Origin of the sequence: Streptomyces sp. NPDC020996 (assembly GCF_040641355.1) — a bacterium.
Lineage (GTDB): Bacteria > Actinomycetota > Actinomycetes > Streptomycetales > Streptomycetaceae > Streptomyces.
On sequence record NZ_JBFADM010000150.1, the window covers coordinates 1 to 1,518 of the forward strand.

Genomic DNA, 1,518 nt, shown 5'->3' on the forward strand with positions numbered 1-1,518 from the left:
CACCGTCACGGCGTCACGGCCGTGACGGTGCCGGGCCCCCGCCGCTCACGGAACGTTTCACTGCTCGTCGAGCGTGTCCGCCGCCTCGACCTCTTCGCGGGTGACGCCCAGCAGGTACAGCACCGTGTCGAGGAACGGCACGTTCACCGCGGTGTGCGCCGCCTCCCGGACCACCGGCTTGGCGTTGAAGGCGACCCCGAGACCGGCCGCGTTGAGCATGTCCAGATCATTGGCGCCATCGCCGATCGCGACCGTCTGCGCCAGCGGTACGCCCGCCTCGGCGGCGAACCGGCGCAGCAGCCGCGCCTTGCCCGCCCGGTCCACGATCTCCCCGACGACCCGCCCGGTCAGCTTCCCGTCGACGATCTCCAGGGTGTTGGCCTGCGCGAAGTCGAGGCCGAGCCGCTCCTTCAGATCGTCCGTGACCTGCGTGAACCCGCCCGAGACGACACCGACTTGGTAGCCGAGCCGCTTCAGCGTCCGGATCAGCGTGCGCGCACCCGGAGTAAGCCGCACCTCGCTGCGCACCTTGTCCACCACCGAGGCGTCCAGCCCCTCCAGCAGCGCCACGCGCGCGTGCAGCGACTGCTCGAAGTCCAGTTCTCCGCGCATCGCGGCGGCCGTCACCTCGGCGACCCGGTCCTCGCAGCCGGCGTGCGCGGCGAAGAGCTCGATCACCTCGTCCTGGATGAGCGTCGAGTCCACGTCCATGACGACGAGCCGCTGGGCCCGCCGGTGCAGTCCGGCGGCGACCACCGCGATGTCGACACCGAGTGCCGCCGCGTCGGTCACCAGCGCCGTGCGCAGGGGTTCGGTCTCCACGCCGGACACCGCGAACTCCACGGCCGTGACCGGGTACTTGGCGAGCCGGAAGATCCGGTCGATGTTGCCGCCGGCCTTGGTGATCCGCGCGGCGATCTGGGCCGTCGCCTCCGCGGTGAGCGGGTGGCCGAGCACGGTGACCAGGGAACGCCCGAGACCGCGCGGCCGGTTGTCGCCGTGGCCGGAGAGGATCTCCGCCTGCATCTTCATGGACTCCGCCCAGCTGTGGACGGTGGCCCGCAGGTTCCCCTCGAGCCCTCGCGGCGGCTCGGTCACGAGCGCGCACAGCACCATCCGGCCACGGGTGACGACCTGCTCGATGTCGACGACGTCGACGGAGTAGGCCGCGAGGGTGTCGAAGAGGCCGGCCGTGATGCCCGGCCGGTCCTTGCCGAAGATCTTGACGAGGAGGGTGGGGACGTCAGAGGACGAGGTCTGCGAAGCGCTCATGGTGTATCCACCGTATCCGGCACCCAGTGCCCTGCGCCCCTGAGGTCCGCCTGGCGGACAGCGAACAGTGGGTGTCGGCCGGGTGTCCGGCACCTTGCCCACCGGCCGCGACCGCCCGGCGGAGCCGCCGAGGCGCCGCCGGGGGGGGGCGGCGCGCCGCCCCGGGCCCCCCCCCCCGCCCCCCCGGCCGCTCGGCCCGAGCCCCTCGACCCCCGGCCGCCGAGCCGTTCGGGACTCTTCGGACCC

General features: G+C 72.9%; 1 protein-coding gene. It reads right to left on the reverse strand.

The genetic code is table 11. The annotated features are described in order from the left end of the window. Positions 1-57: 57 nt before the first annotated feature. Positions 58-1,272 (reverse strand): phosphoserine phosphatase SerB, encoded by a 1,215-nt coding sequence (gene serB, locus AB0G63_RS39085; RefSeq protein WP_360760666.1) that lies wholly within the window; start codon positions 1,270-1,272, stop codon positions 58-60. Between the last annotated feature and the right edge of the window lie 246 nt (positions 1,273-1,518).